Raw genomic sequence first — 17,470 nt, 5'->3', positions numbered from 1 at the left:
CCCCTCAGCAGGTTGCACTCGGGGGGTGGGAGTGCTAATTATGGAGTTAGCACTCGCGCGCGCAGACTGCTAAAGCTGCGCGTGGCGGGTGAAGCAGGCAAACCTCTGTGGTGGGGGTGTCGCCCTGGTCGTGAAAGAGATCGTCCAGGTGATACCCGGCCGTCGCGGGCACCACACGCAGGCAAGCATTCAAGTGCTGAAATGCAACCGTCCCGAAAGGACCTACGCCGTTATGGCCAAGATCATTTCTTTTGATGAAGAGGCCCGCCGCGGCCTCGAGCGAGGCCTCAATATCCTCGCTGATGCCGTCAAGGTAACGCTCGGCCCGCGTGGCCGCAATGTCGTCCTCGAGAAGAAGTGGGGCGCCCCCACCATCACGAACGACGGCGTCTCAATCGCCAAGGAGATCGAGCTCGACGACCCGTTCGAGAAGATCGGCGCGGAGCTCGTCAAGGAAGTTGCCAAGAAGACGGACGACGTCGCAGGCGACGGAACCACCACCGCCACGGTGCTCGCCCAGGCGCTCGTCAAGGAAGGCCTGCGCAACGTCGCGGCCGGAGCGGACCCCCTGAGCCTCAAGCGCGGCATCGAGAAGGCCGTCAAGGCCGTCACCGATGAGCTGCTCGCCTCCGCCAAGGAGATCGAGACCAAGGAGCAGATCGCTGCCACCGCCTCCATCTCGGCCGGTGACAAGCAGATCGGTGACCTGATCGCCGAGGCCCTCGACAAGGTGGGCAAGGAAGGCGTCATCACCGTCGAGGAGTCGAACACCTTCGGCCTCGAGCTCGAACTCACCGAGGGCATGCGCTTCGACAAGGGTTATATCTCGGGCTACTTCGTCACGGACGCCGAGCGCCAGGAGACGGTCCTCGAGGACCCGTACATCCTGATCGTCAACTCGAAGATCAGCAACGTCAAGGACCTCGTCGCGGTCCTCGAGAAGGTCATGCAGTCCGGCAAGCCGCTGCTGATCATCGCCGAGGACATCGAAGGCGAAGCCCTCGCGACCCTCGTGGTCAACAAGATCCGCGGCACCTTCAAGTCCGTCGCCGTCAAGGCCCCGGGCTTCGGTGACCGTCGCAAGGCGCAGCTCGCCGACATCGCCATCCTCACGGGCGGCCAGGTCATCGCCGAGGAGGTCGGCCTCAAGCTCGAGACCGCGACCCTCGACCTGCTGGGTACCGCCCGCAAGGTCGTCGTGACCAAGGACGAGACCACGATCGTCGAGGGAGCCGGCGACGCCGACGCCATCGCCGGCCGCGTGGCCCAGATCCGCGCGGAGATCGACAACTCCGATTCCGACTACGACCGTGAGAAGCTGCAGGAGCGCCTGGCCAAGCTGGCCGGTGGCGTTGCAGTCATCAAGGCCGGAGCGGCCACGGAGGTCGAGCTCAAGGAGCGCAAGCACCGCATCGAGGACGCCGTCCGCAACGCGAAGGCTGCCGTCGAAGAGGGCATCGTCGCCGGTGGCGGCGTGGCCCTCATCCAGGCCGGCGCCAAGGCGTTCGCCAACCTCGAGCTCACGGGTGACGAGGCGACCGGCGCGAACATCGTGCGCGTCGCCATCGACGCCCCGCTCAAGCAGATCGCCTTCAACGCCGGCCTCGAGCCCGGCGTCGTGGTCGACAAGGTCCGCGGCCTGCCCGCCGGTCACGGCCTCAACGCCGCAACCGGCGAGTACGAGGACCTGCTGGCCGCCGGCGTCAATGACCCCGTGAAGGTCACCCGCTCGGCCCTGCAGAACGCGGCGTCGATCGCCGGCCTGTTCCTCACCACCGAGGCCGTCGTGGCCGACAAGCCGGAGAAGGCAGCGCCTGCCGGTGGCGGCGGGGACGACATGGGCGGCATGGGCGGGATGGGCGGCTTCTAGCCTCCCCCCGCATCGATCGCACCACCTGCACAGCAGAAGAGGGCGGCACCCCTGACCGGGGGTGCCGCCCTCTTCTTCGTCCTGACTGTCACACGGGAACGGGGCAGGACACGGGCTAGGCTCGGCGCCCGGCAGGGCGTTCGCCGTCCTGCGGCGATCGGCAGGTGTCAGCTCATGAACATACGCGCGTTGCTCTGCTCCGCTTCCGCGTACTGCTGCGTCGCGACGGTGAGCGCCTGGTTGATGCCGGTGAGCGACTCCTCGACCTGCTGCTGCGTGGCCCTCCATTGCACGATGAGCTGCTGGAAGTTCGACGCGGCCTGGCCCGTCCACAGACCCTCCAGTTCACGGAGCCCCGCCTGCATCGAATCGACCTCCGCCTGAAGCCGCGAGATGGTGCCCTGGACCTGGCTGCTCTTGGCCGCGAGGCTGTCGGTGTCTACGTTGAAGAATGCCATTGCTGTCTCCCCTGGGATCGATCGCACGTGCTGTGACCCCTCGACGGTAGGTGAGGATGCGGGGCGGTCAGCCGTCGTCGCGGCCTTTGTGGACAACCGGCTGTGCGGCTGGACGCTGTGGAGGCACGATGCCGTTCACCGGCGCGGATGCTCCGCGGGACGCACCTGCGTCGTCGCCGTCCTGCTGGTCGGCCGGGATGTGGGGCAGCCGTATCGACAGCGTCGCACCGCCGCCCTGGGTCTCCTCGAGCCGTACGCTGCCGTCGTGCTGGGCCACCAGGGCAGCGACGATCGCGAGGCCGAGGCCCGTGCCGCCGGTCTCGCGGTACCGTGACGAGTCCGCGCGGTAGAACCGCTCGAAGACCTTGGCCGCATCGGCATCGGAGATGCCCGGCCCGTGGTCGCGCACCTCCAGCACGGAATCGCTGTGGCCGTGCAGCACGGGTGCCACTCCCACGGCGATCTCGATCGGCGTGCCCTCGGGCGTGTACCGCAGCGCATTCGTCATCAGGTTGGCGATCACCTGGCGGAGCCTGGCTTCGTCACCCCGTGTCGGGGCAGGGCGCGGGGTTCCGCCGTCGAGCCCGATCACGGTGATCGAGCGGTCCGGCGCGGTCGCGCGGGCATCGAACGCCGCGTCATGGCCGAGAACCTTGAGATCCACCGGCTTGACCTCGAGCGGGCGCTGTTCGTCGATGCGCGCCAGCGTCAGGAGGTCCTCCACCAGTTGGCCCATGCGGATCGCCTCGCTCTCGATCCGGCCCATGGCCGCCGCGACGTCCTCGTCCTTCTGCAGCGCACCGTGCCGATAGAGCTCGGAATAGCCGCGGATGGTGACGAGTGGAGTGCGCAGCTCATGCGACGCGTCCGCGACGAACCTCCGCATCTTGGTCTCCGAGGCGGTGCGCGCGGCGAAGGCACGCTCGATGTGGGCGAGCATCGCGTTGAGCGATCGGGAGAGCCGCCCGATCTCCGTGGCCGGCCTTTCCACGGCGACGCGGCGCGTGAGGTCCCCGGCGGCGATGCCTGCCGCCGTGCGCTCGACGCGTGCGAGCGGGGCGAACTGACGCGTCACGGTGATGAAGGCGATGAGCGATGCAAGGGTCGTGGTCACGAGACCCGACGTGAAGATGATCTCCGTGGCCTCCTGCAGGGAATCGTTCACGGTCTTCAGCGGGGACGCTATGGCGAAGAATCCGTCATTGGCGCGGAACGAGTACACCTGGACCCGCCAACCCGGGCCCGTCGGGTCGGTGCTCGGTACGTTCAGGCCAGAGCTCTGGAGCTCGAGGATCCGTTCCCTCGTCAGGCCGCTGAGATCGGGCAGGTCGGGAGCGCCGTCGAGCTGGTTGGTGCCGGTCACCTGGCCGCTGCCGTCCAGGACGGCCGCGTAGTACCTGAGGACCGAGCTGTCGCCCTGGGGATTCGTGTAGAAGTTCCTCGACACGTTCTGCACATTGTTGCTGAGGTCCTGGTCCACGCGATCGATCAGACCGTCGCGGAGCAGCGAGACAGTGGCGAGCCCCGTGATGCCCACCGTGACGATCATGAGCAGCATGATGATCGCCACGAGCTGGGACCGGAGGGACGCCGCGTTCCACCGCTTGATCACGAGGGGCCCGCGCTACCGCTTGTCGGCGGTACGGAGCAGGTAGCCCACGCCGCGCTTGGTCTGGATGAGTGCGGCGGCGTCGGGGTTCCTGTCGATCTTGCGCCGCAGGTAGGAGATGTAGGACTCGACGATCGAGGCGTCGCCGTTGAAGTCGTACTCCCAGACATGATCGAGGATCTGTGCCTTCGACAGGACGCGGTTCGGGTTCATCATCAGGTAGCGCAGCAGCTTGAACTCGGTGGGGGAGAGGTCGATGACCTCACCTCCGCGGCGGACCTCGTGGGCGTCGTCGTCGAGTTCGAGGTCGTCGACGCGGATCACGGCGTCGTCGTCCTCGAGCGGATGGGTGCGGCGCAGGACCGCACGGATCCGGGCCACGACCTCGTCGAGGCTGAAGGGCTTGGTGACGTAGTCGTCGCCGCCGACCGTGAGCCCGGTGACCTTGTCGTCCGTGTCATCGCGAGCGGTCAGGAAGACGACCGGGAAGTGCCGGCCCGCGGCGCGCAGGCGCCGCGTGACCGTGAACCCGTCCATGTCGGGGAGCATGACGTCGAGGACCGCGAGGTCCGGGTTGTGCAGCTCCGCGGCGGCGAGGGCGTCACGGCCGTTGCCGGCCGCGACCACTTCGAAACCTGCGAAACGCAGCGAGGTGGAAAGGAGCTCGCGGATATTGGGTTCGTCATCCACGACGAGCAGTTTTGCTTCGGGGCCTGTTTTCTTCACCCCACCAGTATCCGCACGTTCTCTGTGAGTTCGCTGGGTCGGCCCTGAGAGTGGCCTGGTCAGTCGCTGGGCCCGGTCTCGCCGATCGACGCCGCATCGAGGATCCGGTAGGCATAGCCCTGCTCTGCCAGGAATCGTTGGCGTTTCGCAGCGAAGTCCTGGTCGAGGGTGTCGCGGGCGACGACGGTGTAGAAGCGTGCGGCACGACCATCCGCCTTCGGCCGCAGCAGGCGGCCGAGCCGCTGGGCCTCCTCCTGACGGGAACCGAACGAGCCGGAGACCTGGACGGCCACCGAGGCCTCCGGCAGGTCGATGGAGAAGTTCGCGACCTTGGAGACCACGAGGACGTGGATCTCGCCGGCCCGGAACGCATCGAACAGGCGCTGGCGCTCCTTCACGGTCGTCTCACCCTTGATGACGGGTGCGTCGAGCCGCGCGGCGAGGTCGTCGAGCTGGTCGATGTACTGCCCGATCACGAGCAGTTGCTCGCCCCTGTGCGACGCGACCAGTTTCTCCACCACGTCGGACTTCGTGTCCGACGTCGCACACAGACGGTACTTGTCGCCGTCCTCGGCCATCGCATAGGCGACGCGCTCGTCACGTGGCAGGTCCACCCGCACCTCGACGCAGTCCGCGGGCGCGATGTAGCCCTGCGCCTCGATGTCCTTCCAGGGGGCGTCGTAGCGCTTGGGCCCGATGAGGGAGAACACCTCGCCCTCGCGGCCGTCCTCGCGCACGAGCGTGGCGGTGAGGCCTAGCCGGCGGCGCGCCTGTAGATCGGCGGTCATCTTGAAGATCGGCGCGGGGAGCAGATGCACCTCGTCGTAGACGATCAGGCCCCAGTCGTTGGCGTCGAGGAGTTCGAGGTGCGGGTACAGCCCGCCCCGCTTCGTCGTGAGCACCTGGTACGTCGCGATGGTGACGGGACGGACCTCCTTGACGGCGCCCGAGTACTCCCCGATCTCCTCCTCCGTGAGCGAGGTCCGCTTGAGCAGCTCATCCTTCCACTGCCGGGCGGAGACGGTGTTGGTCACGAGGATCAGGGTGGTGGTCTGGCTCGTGGCCATCGCGGCAGCGCCGACCAGTGTCTTGCCGGCACCGCAGGGCAGGACGACGACGCCCGAGCCGCCGGACCAGAAGTTCTCGACGGCGAGCTGCTGGTAGGGGCGCAGCGTCCACCCGTCCTCGTCCAGCGCGATGGGGTGCGGCGTTCCGTCCACGTAGCCGGCGAAGTCCTCCGCGGGCCAGCCGAGCTTCAGGAGCAGCTGCTTGAGCTGCCCGCGCTGCGAGGAGTGGACGACGACGGTCTCGCCGTCGATCCTCGGGCCGAGGAGGGGCTGGATCTTCTTCGCGTGCAGCACCTCCTCGAGGACGGGGTAGTCGGTGGTGCGCAGGACCAGCCCGTGCTGCGGGTCCTTCTCGAGGCGCAGCCGCCCGTACCGCGACATGGTGTCCTCGATGTCGATGAGGAGCGCGTGCGGCACGGGGAAGCGCGAATACTTCAGCAGGGTGTCGAGGACCCGCTCCGCGTCCAGCCCGGCCGCCCGCGCGTTCCACAGGCCCAGCGGCGTGAGGCGGTAACTGTGCACGTGCTCGGGGGCGCGTTCGAGTTCCGCGAACGCCGCGATGGCGTGCCGCGCCTCCGTGGCCTGCTCGTGGTCCACCTCGAGCAGGATGGTCTTGTCGCTCTGGACGATCAGCGGTCCGTCAACCATCAGCGGGGCTCCCTTCGAGGATCTCCACGTCCATGACGCGGTGTACGGATACGACTCTCTCCACCTGCTTGTCCGGGTCGAACACGCGCAGGCGCCCACCCGATACCGAGAGGGGAACAAGGATCTGGCGAACGTGATTCCCCTCGCTGTCCGCCGTGCCGAGCCGGATGCTGCTGTGTGAGCGGATGGCGGCACGCAGGGTCTCGAGGCCCAGCAGAGGTCCGTCGGACCCGATCTGCCGGTCGCTGGGGCCGGTCCGCGCGGATCGGAGGACGGCCAGTTGCGCGGTGATCTCCTCCTCGGCGACAGCCCATGTGGTGGGCTGCGATCGCAGCTGGTCCGGCGGCAGGCGGGCCGCGGTCCCTGCATCCCCCGTCTCCCGGACCGACATCGTCCGGGCACCCTCTCCCGCCGGCGTATCGGGTGCGGGGGTGAAGCCGAGGTCCCGGAGGAGTGCGGTCAGTTCCTGGGGGGAGGCGGGGGAGACGAGGACGGTGGGTGCCACCTGGACGACGCCGAGCACGGACGCCCGTGGGTCGGCCAGGACGGCGGCGGTCACGGCGTCGTCGTCCGTCCGGACGTAGCTGCCGGCACGACCGACGCGGAGGCGCCCGTACCGGGATGCCGTGTCCTCGACCAGGTAGGTGAGGGCCTGAGGAACCTCGGTGGCCGAGTGCGTGCTCAGGAACGCCAGGATGGAGGCGGCGTCCTCGCCCGCATCGAGCGCTGACCGCACGGAATCGGCGGAGAAACGGTAGGTGGTGGCCGGTCCCTGGCCTTCGGGCGTGGACATGCGCAGGAGCCCGCGCGCCACCTCGGGCTGCAGGTAGCCGGGGGCGACGGCGGTGAGGTCCGCCTGGAGGACGACGTGGGCCACAGGGTCCGGCAGTGCCTCGCGGACGTGGCGGGCGGCGTCCTCGAGCTGGTCGCCGGCGACGAGGCGCCCGGCATCGGTGAGCGATCCGCCGCCGGTCAGGCCCAGCGCCGCGGCCTCGAGGAGCATGCCGGGGAGCAGCCGCGCGAAGCGCCGCTGCAGGCGGGGCTGGTACCAGGACGCGAGGTCGACGACGGACCGGTCGGCCAGGACGGGCAGCGCCTCGGGGGCGGCATCGGGGCCGGTCAGGTGCACGGCGGCCTGGAGGAGCCTCCGGCGCACCGTCGGCGCGTCGGGACGCGACGCCTCCGCGGCCAGCGCGTTCACCGCGCTGCCGTCCGGCAACCGGGACCCGATGAGCGCCGGCGCCCGGTCCAGGGCGAGCCACCCTTCGACGAGGAGGAGCCACTGCGCGTCGCGGTCCAGCGACTCCCAGACCTGCAGGCGTGCGGCCTTCCAGCGCGAATCGTCGGGATCGAGGGCGAGAAGGCCCACCGATGCGGCGAGCTCCAGCAGCCAGACGGCCTCGGCATCACTGCTCTGCAGGGCCTCCCGGACGCGCCTCACCTCGCGCACGCCCACCCCGCCGGAGCGCAGGGTGGCCACGGGAACGGCGGCGACGATCCCGAGGAGGGTCGTCATGAGCCTCAGGGTCTCCGCGATGGCGCCGAACGCGGCATTGTCGCGCAGTGCTGCGCGCGTTGTCCGTTCGACGACGACGGGTGGTTCGAGCGCGAGGGTGGGGAAGACCGCGTGGCCCCGCAGGGCCATCCCGACGCCCCGCGGGAGCTCCACGTGCAGGGCGTCGAGTGGCGCGAGCAGACCCCTGTCGAGCAGCCAGCGGACCGCGGGCGAGGCGCCGCCGTCGCTTCCTGTCGCCGTCGTGCCCACAGGGGTCTCCCGGAGGCGGTCGAGGAGGCCCTGGACGCCGTCCGGCGCCTCCGCCAGCACCCGGTCCCACGCGTCGGCGTCGGCCGCGACCGCGTCGACGAGCCCCGCTGCGGCGGCGGACGTGAGTGCCTCCGTGCGTGCGGCGGGTGCGACGAGAGGCACAGCGGTGATCAGTGCAGGGCCGTAGCGCGGGATGGATCGGGCAAGCGTACGGAAGGAGCGGCCCAGCCCGGCCGGATACGGGCCCAGGGCGTCGGTCAGGGCGCCGACGGGAAGGATGCCGTCCTCCGACTCCACGACGAGCGCCTTCCCGACGAGGTCCTCGACGATCCGGTCGGCATCCGCCGCTACCGTCGCACCGAGGGCTGCCAGCAGCCGCGGGCGGGAGACCGGGAGGCCGTCGTCGTCCGTCAGGATCGCGACGGCCTCGAGCACCTGGAGATGCGGCCGGGTGGCGTTGTCGAGCGCACGTTGCAGGCTCACGCGGGTGGAGGCCCGCGCTGCGAGCGCGGAGAAGTCGGGCACCGCGGGGAGGATGAGGTCGGGCCGGACGGAGAGCAGGCGGCGCAGGTCGTCATCGCTCCGGCGGGCCAGCTGATCGGCCAGTGCTCGGATTGCGGACATCACGCCTAGATTACCCGCCACCCCCGACACCCCGGATGGCCCTCATCCAGTGGGAGCCCGGAGTGTGGGGGCGTGCAGGGCGCGGCGGGTCAGGTCCGACGGCGGCCGATGACCGACCACACGACCAGGGCCACCATCAGGAGGAAGGCGGTGGGGAGGCAGAAATAGCTGGCCAGGACGAAGCCGGGCCACACCGTGCCCTGCACGAACGCCGTGGCGAGGATGGCTGCCAGGGACAGCAGCCCGACGATCGCGAAGGCGACCGCAAGGATCATCACGATCAACCGACCACGCCCGGGTCGCTCCGCGGGGTCGTGCGGGCGTCGCCCGGTGTCGTCGCGCCGAGGGGGATAGGAGGCCGGGTCGTCAGGGATCATAGCCGTCCCAGACTACAAGAATCTCGGCAGGGCGCAGGGCCGTGACCCTATATCCTAGGAGACACGGACTTACCCGGCGGCGGCAGTGCAGCACGCATCTCCAGCACCAGTGTCATGGAGCCGGGACCATCACCGCAGACGCCTTCGCGTCCGGTTCAGCCAAGAAGAGGTAGACGACGTGCCGATCGGCAAAGTGAAGTGGTTCGACGTGGACAAGGGCTTCGGTTTTGTGGCCACGGACGACGGCAAGGAAGTGTTCCTACATGCCTCGGCGCTGCCCGCCGGCGTGAGCGAGGTGAAGGTCGGCACCAAGCTGGAGTTCGGCGTCGCCGACGGCCGCCGCGGGCTGCAGGCCCTCTCCGCGCGAATCCTCGAGCAGGCGCCGTCGGTGGCGAAGGCGACCCGCAAGAGCGCCGACGACATGGCGGTCATCACCGAGGACCTCATCAAGCTGCTCGACGCCGTCTCGAACGGCCTGCGCAAGGGTCGCTACCCGGAGAAGTCCCACGCGACGAAGGTGGCCGCGGTGCTCAGGGCCGTCGCCGACGACCTCGACGCGTAGGCTTCGACCATGACCCAGACCAGCCCGGAGACTGCCCACGGCGAAGCGCCGACCGGGACCGGCATGCTCCCGACCGATGACGCCGCCCTCTCCGAGGCGTCCGCGCCCCAGCGCTCGGACCCGCCGAAGCGGCCCCGCGCGGCCCGGCGAATCCCGACCTCGGACTCGGTGCTCGAGGGTGCCGTGGAGCGAGCCCGGGAGGCGATCCTCGAGGGCGCCGCCGAGGCGCGGGTGGGACGCCATGTCTCGGCGGTGATCGAGGGAGAGCGCCTCGTCACCCACCGCTTCGAAGCCTTCGTGCCCGGGTACGGCGGCTGGCAGTGGTACGCGACGGTCGCACGCGTGGCCCGGAGCAAGGAGGTCACGATCTGCGAGGTCGGCCTGCTGCCCTCCGACGCGGCACTCCTGGCTCCCGAATGGCTGCCCTGGTCCGAGCGGGTGCGCCCGGAGGACTCCCAGGAGGACGACGCCCCGTCGGCGGACGACGCCCCGTCAGCGGACGCCGCCCCGTCGGCGGACGCCGCATCGTCCGCCGGACGCCCCGGGGACGACGCCCCGACGGACAACGCTGACCCGGTCGCCGACACAGCCGGTGCAGGGATCGACGAGGCAGCCGACACCCGTTCCGACGGCGCGGAAGACCCCGACGCCGAGTGATCGGTCGGGGGCGTCGGGACGGACAGGGGAGCGCATGAGCACTTTCCGGTCTCTCGGCATCCACAACTACAGGCTCTGGTTCATCGGGGCCCTGATCTCCAACATCGGCACCTGGATGCAGCGCACCGCGCAGGACTGGCTGGTGTACGACATCCTGACGCCGCAGAACGCCTCGGCCCTGGGCATCGTCATGGCACTCCAGCTGGGTCCGCAGCTCGTGATCGCGCCCTGGGCGGGCCTCATCGCGGATACCGTGGACCGGCGGAAGCTCCTGGCGGTGACGCAGGTCGCCATGGCGCTGCTGGGTGTGGGGCTCGGCCTCATGGTCATCCTCGACGTCGCCGTCCTGTGGCACGTCTACGCGTTCGCCCTGGCACTCGGTGTGGTCTCCGCGTTCGACGCTCCTGCCCGGCAGGCCTTCGTCTCCGAACTCGTACGCGATGACTACCTGCCGAACGCCGTCGCCCTCAACAGTGCCTCCTTCAACGGGGCCCGGCTGATCGGTCCGGCCGTGGCCGGGCTCCTCACCGCAGGAGTGGGGCCGGGCTGGGTGTTCATGATCAACGCCCTCACCTTCGGCGCCATGGTCTACGTCCTCCTCGCCATGCGCCGCTCGGAACTGAACCCGCAACCGCGGCAGGCCCGGGGCAAGGGGCGCATCCGCGCCGGCTTCCGGTACGTCCGTCAGCGTCCGGACCTCATGATGGTCATGCTCGCCATCTTCATCGTCGGGACGTTCGGGCTCAACTTCGCCGTGTTCATCGCGGCCATGGCGCGTACCGAGTTCGGCCAAGGCGCCGGGGTCTTCGGAGTCCTCTCCTCGGTGATGGCCGTTGGCTCGGTGGCCGGTGCGCTCCTGTCCGCACGCCGCGAGCGTCCGCGCCTGCGATTCATCTTCGGAGCATCCGCCGCCTTCGGTGTCGCGTGCCTGCTGGCGGCACTGGCCCCCACCCTCTGGCTGTTCGGGCTGGCGCTGGTGCCCGTGGGACTGTTCGCGCTCACCCTGATGACCAGCGCCAACGCCTACGTGCAGACGACCACCGACCCGACCATGCGCGGGCGGGTGATGGCCCTCTACTTCGCGATCTTCCTCGGCGGAACACCCCTCGGAGCGCCCGTGGTGGGGTGGGTCTCCGACATGTTCGGTCCGCGGTGGAGCCTCGGCGTCGCTGCCGCGTCAGGAATCATCGCCGCCGCGGCGGGGATCTTCTGGGCGTGGAAGTACCACGAGGTCAGGCTGCGCTACGACCGCACGGCGCCCCGCCGGCTCCGCCTGGACCACGAGCCCGGCGCCGCGGGCAGCAGTCGCTGACGGCGGCCCCGGCTCCCTCAGAGGAGCTGTTCCACCACGTGATCGATGCAGGCGATGAGGGCCGAGACGTCGTCCGGCTCGATCGCGACGAAGGTGGCGATGCGCAACTGGTTGCGGCCGAGCTTGCGGTACGGCTCGACGTCGACGATCCCGTGGGAGCGCAGGACAGCGGCGATGCGTGCGGCGTCGACACCCTCGTCGAAGTCCACGGTGACGATGACGTTCGAGCGGTCCTCGGGGCGAGCGACGTAGGGGCTCGCCACCGGTGAGGCCTCCGCCCAGCGGTAGAGGCGGCCGGCGGAATCCGCCGTGCGTGCCGCGGCGAACGGGAGGCCGCCCTGCGCGTTCAGCCACTGCACCTGCGCGTCGAGTGTCACGAGGGTGGAGAGGGACGGGGTGTTGTAGGTCTGGTTCAGCCGGGAGTTGTCGATCGCTGTCTGCAGGTTCAGGAAGTCGGGGACCCAGCGGTCACCGGCGGCGATCCGTGCTGCCCGCTCGAGGGCCGCGGGGGAGAAGAGGCCCAACCACAGCCCGCCGTCGGACGCGAAATTCTTCTGCGGTGCGAAGTAGTAGACGTCCGCCTGGGAGACGTCGACGTCGAGCCCACCTGCGGCCGATGTCGCGTCGACGAGTACCAGGGCGCCGTCGTCCGCTCCCTGCACCCTCCGCACAGGTGCAGCGACGCCCGTGGAGGTCTCGTTCTGCGGCCAGGCATAGGTGTCGATCCCGGTCTCCGCGACTGCCTCCGGCCGGGTGCCGGGCGGCGCGGTGATCACGGAGGAATCGTCGAGGAACGGCGCCTTCGTCGTGGCCGCGGCGAACTTCGAGCCGAATTCCCCGAACGAGAGATGCTGGGCCTTCGCCTCCACGAGTCCGAAGGTCGCGACGTCCCAGAACGCCGTCGAGCCGCCTACACCGAGAACCACCTCGTACCCGTCCGGTGCGTCGAAGAACGTCCCGAGACCCTCGCGCACGCGCCCCACGAGGTTCCGCACGGGAGCCTGGCGGTGGGATGTCCCGAGCAGCGCCGGTCCGGCCGCGACCAGGGCGTCCAGCTGTTCCCTGCGCACCTTCGAGGGACCGGCGCCGAAGCGGCCGTCCGCGGGCAGCAGGTGATCGGGGATGCGGAGTGTTTCGCTCATGGGTTCTCCAGCTGGTCGGCGGCGGGTACGGCCCTCATTCTGCCCCAGCGACCGGCGGCCCTCCATTTGTGAACGGTTCGCGCCGCGTGCGCCGGGCGGCGTCGTCCATCAGGGAGATCCGACCCACGTCCTCCACGCTTCCCGAGGTTCACTCATGCGTTAACCTTGGGAAGCGTGGGGTGAACCGGCTGCTGTCACGGGGCGCCACGCCCCTCGACCGGCGTGAGGCATGTCCGGCCGCGCACCCGCACCGCACCAAGGAGCTGACCCCGCATGACGGATCTCATCGACACCACCGAGATGTACCTGCGGACCATCCTCGAGCTCGAGGAGGAGAACATCGTGGCATTGCGGGCGCGCATCGCGGAGCGCCTGCGCCACTCGGGACCCACTGTCTCCCAGACCATCGGACGCATGGAGCGGGACGGCCTCGTCGTGGTGTCCGGGGATCGACACCTCGAACTCACCGAACTGGGCCGGCACCGCGCGACCGGCGTGATGCGCAAGCATCGCCTCGCGGAGCGCCTGTTGAGTGACGTGATCGGACTCGACTGGGCCTACGTGCACGACGAGGCCTGCCGCTGGGAGCACGTCATGAGCGAGCGGGTGGAGCGGCGGCTGTACGAACTGCTCGGGAAGCCGTCCGAATCGCCCTACGGGAACCCGATCCCGGGCCTCGAGGCCATCGGAGGCGTGCGGTCGGAGCTGTTCACGGACGGCGTGGTGACACTGCTCGCAGCCATGGGGACGTATTCCCCGGACAGCAGCGTCACGCTGGTCCGTCTCGCGGAGCCCATCCAGGTGGACCCGGAGCTCCTCACGCAGCTGGACGAAGGGGGGCTCCGCCCGGGAGCGCAGCTCTCGCTGGAATCCGTGGGCGGATACGTGTCCGTACGGGTGCCCGGCGTCGAGGGAGCGCTCGAACTTCCGCCGGAGGTCGCCTCGCACGTCTTCGTCGCCGTCGCGGCCTGAGGCGGCCGGTTCACCTCGCCGCGCGGCACTGCATGACGGGGTCCGTTACACTGCGCGGCCGGTTCACCAGGCCGCGCGGCATGCCGGGCGACGGCGCTCACGCCTCGAACGGCGGGGCCCGCGAGCAGCGCCGTCACCATAAACACACCGTTCCGTGATCGGAACGTGACATAAGGCTGGTTCTGGGATAGCCTTCATCCCGTGCCACCGTCGCTCTAGATCCGGCACCCTCCGCGCAAATTGCCTAGCTCTGCCATTGCCGGAGGTCCGTTCGCACCATCGCATGGCAGAGGCGGGGGAACCAATTTTCGGGTCTCGATCCAGAGATCCTCGGGGTTAAGTCGCTGTTCACGCAGCGGCCGGGTGACTCCCATCCGAATCCGACAGCTCACCTCGCAGGCGTTGGGAGAGGTAATCCAACGTGTCCACCAGCTCTTCGCTGGGTCGCCACCGCGCGCCCCAGACCCGCAGTCCGCTGACGGCGCTCTCCGCCGCAGCAGCCTCCAACGCCGGATCGGTCGGGCGCCAGGCCGCGGTCGTCGTCGCCGCCTCCGGGCTGGTACTCACGGCAGGCCTGCCGGCCCACGGGGTCACCACCGCCGAGCGCGAGGTGCAGTCGTCCACAGCGACGATCAGCCGCGTCGCCGCCGTCGAGATCACGGTTCCGGCCACAGCCACCGTCGCCTTCGAGCGGGAAGCCGTCGCCGTCACCCCGGCTGCATCGGTGAAGATCGCTCCGATCGCGAAGGCTCCGGCCGCGGAAGCACCCGTCGCGGAAGCCCCCGTCGCAGAGGCCGCGTCCGTGGAGGCAGCGGTCGTCGAGGCCGCTCCCGTCGCTGAGATCGCCCCCGTTGTGGAGGTGGCCGCCGTCGAGGTAGCCATCGCTCCCGCTCCGGCAGCCATCGCTCCCGCTCCGGTGGCCATTGCTGCCCCCGCGCCGGTAGCCCCCGCTGCTCCCGCGCCGGTGGCGCCTGCTGCTGCCGTCGCGGCAGCTCCGGCCCCTGCGGCTCCCGCTCCTGTTGCGCCTGCCCCCGTCCAGTCCTCGGGTGTCGCAGCGGGTCTCGTCGCCTCCGCGTACGGCCAGATCGGTGTCGCGCAGGATTGCACGGCGATGGTCGAGAAGGCCCTGCGCTCCGTCGGCAAGACCGTCGGCGATCTGGCTCCCGGTCAGTTCTTCCAGTTCGGCGACGTCGTGGGATCACCCGCGGCGGGCGATCTCGTCATCACACCCGGTCACGTCGCGATCTACGTCGGCAACGGCCAGGTCATCAGCGGTGGCCTCAACGGCATGAACACCGGCCTTCACGCCCTGTCCGACCTTCCCGGCGCCAGCTTCGTCCGCGTCCGCTAGAACCCCACGGAGATAACACCATGACTTCACGCGCCACCATCGCACGCCACCGGGCAGACGCGCAGAACGCTGCCGGACTCTCAGCCCTCGCCAAGGCCGTCACCACCAACGCGGGCGGGATGGGCCGCCAGGCCGCCGTCATCGCCGCTGCATCCGGCCTCATCCTGACCAGCGGTGTCGCAGCCAACGCCGCGGACCTCCAGCCCCAGCGCGATGTCGCCACCTCCAACATCACGGTGACCGCGACCCGCACGGCCGTCGTCGCCTCGACCACGCCGGTGGTCTCCTTCAACAAGACAGCCGTGAAAGTCAAGGCCAAGCCCGTCGTCGCGAAGCCCAAGCTCGCAGCCGTGCAGCCTGCACCCGTGGTCGAAGCCCCCGTGGAAGCTCCTGTTGCCGCCGTCGTGGAGGTGTCCGCTCCCGTCGCGGCAGCCGCCGTCGCAGAGGTGCCGGCCCCCGTTCAAGCACCGGCACCCGTTGCGGCAGCGCCCGTGGTCGCAGCACCTGCGCCCGTCGCCACCGCCGTCGTCGCAGCCCCGGTCGCAGCGCCGGCCCCGGTCGCTGCTCCCGCGCCCGCCAAGTTCGCCGCTCCTGTGCCCGCCAAGGTCGTCGCTCCCGCTCCGGCCGTTTCGTCCGGTGTCGCCGCCACCATCGCCGCCGCGGCGAAGGGCCAGCTCGGCGTGACGCAGGACTGCACCCGGCTCGCCAGCAACGCCCTCGCCGCCGCGGGGATCAACTTCCACGGCTGGCCGGCCGGTTACCTCTCCCTCGGTCGGACCGTCAGCGCCGGAGAAGCCATCCCGGGTGACCTCATCTACTACGCCGACGGCGGCATGGGCATGGCCCACATCGCTGTCTACATCGGCGGCGGCCAGGCCGTGCACGGTGGCTTCAACGGCAACTCCACGGTGATCGCACCGGCCGAACTCGGTTCCGGCGGCGTCTACATCCGCGTGGGCGGCTGACCAGTACCCGAACCATCCGCAGGTGCGAAAGGGACCGGCGCTCGGCGTCGGTCCCTTTCGCGTCCCGGCGCCGAGAGGGCGAGTACCAGCAGAACCCGCGCCGTGCGACACGTGCCCACCCGGCTGCGCGCCGATTAGCCCCCGCCGGGTCTCCGGCTTACCCTTGCAGTGATAATCCGAAGCACGTCTCCCAGTGACCCGGGATGGCAACCGGCGCGGGGAGCAGTAGCAACGAGGCCCTTCGTATGCGCACTCTTGTTCTGAATGCAGGGTATGAACCACTGGCGGTCGTCACGTTCCGCCGGGCGCTGGTGCTTGTTCTCACGGGCAAGGCGAGTGTGGTCGCCGAGGACGACGAACCGATCGTCGGGCCCTCGGAGATCCTCGGGCGGCCATCGGTGATCCTGCTGAACCGGTACGTGAAGATCCCGTACCGCCATGACGTGGCCGCGACCCGGCGCGGTGTCCTCCGCCGTGACAACCACCTGTGTGCCTACTGCGGCCGGACGGCGTCCACCATCGATCACGTCATGCCGCGTTCGAGGGGCGGCGCGGACACCTGGGAGAACCTGGTGGCGTGCTGCCTCACCCTGCAACAACGCCAAGGGGGACAAGACCCTGGGCAGCCTGGGCTGGTCCCTGCGCGTCGTGCCCCTGCCGCCGCGGGGTCCCCAGTGGCAGATCAGGGAGTTGGAGAAGCCTGCGCCGCAGTGGAGCGAGTTCCTCACGGAGAGGGCTGCGTGAGCGAGCCCGGACCGCGGTTCGATGCCGTCGTCCTCGCCGGAGGCCGGTCCTCGCGTCTCGGCGGCGTGCCGAAGGCGGGCCTCCTCCTCGACGGCGAGACGCTGCTCCACCGGACGTGCGCGGTCCTCGACCAGGCAGCACGGATCGTGGTCGTGGGACCCGTGCCGGGCGGTATCGCAGCGTCCCTGCCGGGCACGCCGTCCTTCGTGCGCGAGGAGCCGCCGTTCGCGGGGCCCGCCGCGGCCGTCGTCGCGGGGTTCGCAGCCCTCGACCCGGGGCGATCGCCTTGGTGCGCCGTGGTCGCGTGTGACATGCCCCGCCTGGGAGAGCTTCTTCCGCTGCTGCTGGCGGAGGCCTCGGCGGACACGCGTGCGTCTCTCGTCGCGGTCGACGACGGACGCGACCAACCGCTCGCGGCGCTCTACCGCTCCGCGGACCTCGCCGCGTCCATCGGCGCCGTCCTCGCACGCGGGTCCGCTGACAATCTCTCGATGCGCAGCCTCCTTGCTACTGTGAGGAGCAGACCGGTCCCGGTTCCGCGGGGCACGACGTACGACGTCGACACCTGGAACGATGCACGAGCGCTGGGCGTCGACGTCCCCTAGCACCACCCGGAGGACC

At 69.9% G+C, this 17,470-nt stretch carries 15 protein-coding genes, 1 pseudogene and 1 riboswitch; of the genes and pseudogenes, 9 read left to right on the top strand and 7 right to left on the bottom strand.

Annotation, left to right across the window (positions count from 1 at the left end):
- Positions 1-232 precede the first annotated feature (232 nt).
- Positions 233-1,870 (top strand): chaperonin GroEL, encoded by a 1,638-nt coding sequence (groL, locus tag FJV46_RS02610; RefSeq protein WP_087031718.1) that lies wholly within the window; start codon positions 233-235, stop codon positions 1,868-1,870.
- Positions 1,871-2,037: 167 nt separating this feature from the next.
- On the opposite strand, the gene FJV46_RS02605 is transcribed toward groL, so the two are convergent.
- The 6 genes from FJV46_RS02605 to FJV46_RS02580 form a co-directional block, all read right to left on the bottom strand.
- Entirely contained in the window at positions 2,038-2,328 is a 291-nt protein-coding gene (locus tag FJV46_RS02605) for a WXG100 family type VII secretion target (protein ID WP_087031716.1), read from the bottom strand.
- 67 nt (positions 2,329-2,395) lie between these two features.
- Positions 2,396-3,940 (bottom strand): sensor histidine kinase, encoded by a 1,545-nt coding sequence (locus FJV46_RS02600; RefSeq protein ID WP_232008577.1) that lies wholly within the window; start codon positions 3,938-3,940, stop codon positions 2,396-2,398.
- A gap of 12 nt (positions 3,941-3,952) precedes the next feature.
- Positions 3,953-4,663 (bottom strand): response regulator transcription factor, encoded by a 711-nt coding sequence (locus FJV46_RS02595; RefSeq protein WP_087031713.1) that lies wholly within the window; start codon positions 4,661-4,663, stop codon positions 3,953-3,955.
- A gap of 59 nt (positions 4,664-4,722) precedes the next feature.
- Entirely contained in the window at positions 4,723-6,378 is a 1,656-nt protein-coding gene (locus FJV46_RS02590) for a DNA repair helicase XPB (RefSeq protein WP_087031710.1), read from the bottom strand.
- The gene (locus tag FJV46_RS02585) at positions 6,371-8,767 is read right to left on the bottom strand and encodes a helicase-associated domain-containing protein (protein WP_087031707.1); all 2,397 of its coding nucleotides are present in this window, start codon (positions 8,765-8,767) and stop codon (positions 6,371-6,373) included. Before FJV46_RS02585 ends, FJV46_RS02590 begins: the two co-directional genes overlap by 8 nt.
- 89 nt (positions 8,768-8,856) lie before the next feature.
- A complete protein-coding gene (locus FJV46_RS02580) occupies positions 8,857-9,144 on the bottom strand; it encodes a hypothetical protein (protein ID WP_126130553.1) in 288 nt (95 codons plus the stop codon).
- A 178-nt stretch (positions 9,145-9,322) separates the two neighbouring features.
- Between FJV46_RS02580 and FJV46_RS02575 the strand changes: the two genes are divergently transcribed.
- The 3 genes from FJV46_RS02575 to FJV46_RS02565 are packed head-to-tail and all read left to right on the top strand — an operon-like array spanning position 9,323 to position 11,675.
- Positions 9,323-9,706, top strand: a complete 384-nt coding sequence (locus tag FJV46_RS02575; protein ID WP_087031702.1) for a cold-shock protein — start codon at positions 9,323-9,325, stop codon at positions 9,704-9,706.
- Between the two features lie 9 nt (positions 9,707-9,715).
- The gene (locus tag FJV46_RS02570) at positions 9,716-10,363 is read left to right on the top strand and encodes a DUF3027 domain-containing protein (protein ID WP_232008578.1); all 648 of its coding nucleotides are present in this window, start codon (positions 9,716-9,718) and stop codon (positions 10,361-10,363) included.
- 34 nt (positions 10,364-10,397) lie between these two features.
- Complete coding sequence (locus FJV46_RS02565; protein ID WP_087031699.1) at positions 10,398-11,675, top strand: MFS transporter; 1,278 nt, start codon at positions 10,398-10,400, stop codon at positions 11,673-11,675.
- Between the two features lie 17 nt (positions 11,676-11,692).
- On the opposite strand, the gene serC is transcribed toward FJV46_RS02565, so the two are convergent.
- The gene (gene serC, locus FJV46_RS02560; RefSeq protein WP_087031696.1) at positions 11,693-12,817 is read right to left on the bottom strand and encodes a phosphoserine transaminase; all 1,125 of its coding nucleotides are present in this window, start codon (positions 12,815-12,817) and stop codon (positions 11,693-11,695) included.
- Positions 12,818-13,090: 273 nt separating this feature from the next.
- On the opposite strand from serC, the gene FJV46_RS02555 reads away from it, so the two are divergent.
- The 5 genes and pseudogenes from FJV46_RS02555 to mobA all read left to right on the top strand — a co-directional run bounded on the left by FJV46_RS02555 (position 13,091) and on the right by mobA (position 17,454).
- Entirely contained in the window at positions 13,091-13,789 is a 699-nt protein-coding gene (locus tag FJV46_RS02555) for an iron-dependent transcriptional repressor DtxR (protein WP_087031691.1), read from the top strand.
- A 247-nt stretch (positions 13,790-14,036) separates the two neighbouring features.
- A riboswitch (cyclic di-AMP (ydaO/yuaA leader) is annotated at positions 14,037-14,205 on the top strand.
- A gap of 5 nt (positions 14,206-14,210) precedes the next feature.
- Positions 14,211-15,140, top strand: coding sequence for an NlpC/P60 family protein (locus FJV46_RS02550; protein WP_087031688.1), 930 nt, complete (start codon positions 14,211-14,213; stop codon positions 15,138-15,140).
- A 20-nt stretch (positions 15,141-15,160) separates the two neighbouring features.
- The gene (locus tag FJV46_RS02545) at positions 15,161-16,105 is read left to right on the top strand and encodes an NlpC/P60 family protein (protein ID WP_087031685.1); all 945 of its coding nucleotides are present in this window, start codon (positions 15,161-15,163) and stop codon (positions 16,103-16,105) included.
- A 245-nt stretch (positions 16,106-16,350) separates the two neighbouring features.
- Positions 16,351-16,849, top strand: a pseudogene (locus FJV46_RS02540) (HNH endonuclease).
- Positions 16,846-17,454 carry a molybdenum cofactor guanylyltransferase gene (gene mobA, locus FJV46_RS02535; RefSeq protein ID WP_087031682.1) on the top strand — a complete coding sequence of 203 codons (609 nt, stop codon included), beginning with the start codon at positions 16,846-16,848 and terminating at the stop codon, positions 17,452-17,454. The pseudogene FJV46_RS02540 and the gene mobA overlap by 4 nt, the downstream one beginning before the upstream one ends.
- Positions 17,455-17,470 lie beyond the last annotated feature (16 nt).

The organism is Arthrobacter agilis (genome assembly GCF_006494655.1).
GTDB classification, from domain to species: domain Bacteria; phylum Actinomycetota; class Actinomycetes; order Actinomycetales; family Micrococcaceae; genus Arthrobacter_D; species Arthrobacter_D agilis.
This window is presented reverse-complemented; position numbering and strand designations above follow the sequence as displayed.